The sequence below is a fragment of the Pseudomonas fluorescens genome (genome assembly GCF_000968015.1).
Taxonomy (GTDB): domain Bacteria; phylum Pseudomonadota; class Gammaproteobacteria; order Pseudomonadales; family Pseudomonadaceae; genus Aquipseudomonas; species Aquipseudomonas fluorescens_W.
Genome location: NZ_LACH01000036.1, coordinates 1 through 1,457 on the forward strand (window position 1 = coordinate 1; position 1,457 = coordinate 1,457).

Sequence of the window (1,457 nt, forward strand, 5' to 3'; positions counted from 1 at the left end):
GAGCCTGCTCGCGATAGGGCCGACTCGGTCTAGATGGATAACCGCAATGCCAGCGCCGCCAACGTCACCAACAATACCGGCACCGTCAGCACAATCCCGACCTTGAAGTAATACCCCCAGCCGATCCGAATGCTCTTGCGTTCCAGCACATGCAACCACAGCAACGTCGCCAGGCTGCCGATCGGCGTAATCTTCGGCCCCAGGTCACTGCCGATGACGTTGGCGTAGATCATCGCCTCCTTCACCACCCCGGTCGCCTGGCTGGCATCGATCGACAGCAAACCGATCAGCACCGTCGGCAGATTGTTCATCACCGACGACAGCAGCGCCGTCAGCACGCCCGTGCCCATGGCCGCGCCCCACACGCCGTAACCGGCAAAACCATCCAGCCATCCGGCCAGATACCCCGTGAGCCCGGCATTGCGCAGGCCATACACCACCAGGTACATGCCCAGCGAAAAAATCACGATATGCCACGGCGCTTCTTTGATGACTTTGCGCGTGGAAATCTTGTGGCCACGGGCCGCGATGGCCAGCAGCAACACCGCGCACACCGCAGAGATGGCACTGATCGGAATCCCCAGAGGCTCGAGCGCGAAACAGCCGAGCAGCAGAATCACCAACACGGCCCAACCGGCATAAAACGTGGCTTGGTCGTGGATCGCTGAAGCCGGATGCGCCAGTTGTTCGGGGTCGTAATCCTTGGGAATGTCACGACGGAAAAACCACATCAGCATCGCCAACGTCGCCGCGACACTCACCAGGTTGACCGGGATCATCACCGCCGCGTAACGGTTGAAACTGATGTGGAAGAAGTCCGCGGAAACGATGTTCACCAGGTTCGATACCACTAACGGCAGACTCGCCGTGTCAGCAATGAAACCGGCGCCCATGACGAACGCCAGAGTCGCCGCCGGGGAAAACCGCAACGCCAGCAGCATGGAAATCACGATGGGTGTGAGAATCAGCGCTGCCCCGTCGTTGGCGAACAACGCCGACACCAACGCGCCGAGCAGCACCATGTAAGCAAACAGCTTGCGTCCGCTGCCCTGCCCCCAACGGGCCACATGCAGCGCCGCCCAAGCGAAGAACCCCGCCTCGTCCAGCAGCAGACTGATGACAATCAGCGCGACAAAGGTCCCGGTGGCGTTCCAGATAATCTGCCACACCAGCGGGATGTCGCTCAGGTGTACGACCCCGAAAACCAGCGCAAGCACCGCACCGAATACCGCACTCCAGCCGACGCCAAGGCCTTTTGGCTGCCAGATCACCAAGGTGATGGTCAGCAGGAAAATCAACGATGCGATCAGCATGCAGTGCAGCCTTGTCGGAAAAACAAAACGCGATTCAGCCGCAACACACGAGCGGAGTAAAGCCCAAACTTGCTTTCCTACTCCTAAACCCACCGAGGTCGATGTAGCTGCGTTGTGGTGAGGGGATTTATCCCCGTTCGGCTG

1 protein-coding gene is annotated in these 1,457 nt (G+C 59.9%); it reads right to left on the minus strand.

Annotation, left to right across the window (positions count from 1 at the left end):
- Positions 1–29: 29 nt before the first annotated feature.
- Complete coding sequence (locus VD17_RS16905; RefSeq protein WP_046054770.1) at positions 30–1,313, minus strand: arsenic transporter; 1,284 nt, start codon at positions 1,311–1,313, stop codon at positions 30–32.
- Positions 1,314–1,457: the final 144 nt, after the last annotated feature.

Coding starts and splice junctions, on each gene's coding strand:
- VD17_RS16905 (WP_046054770.1), bottom strand. CDS start 1,313: ATGCTGATCGCATCGTTGATTTTCCTGCTGACCATCACCTTGGTGATC.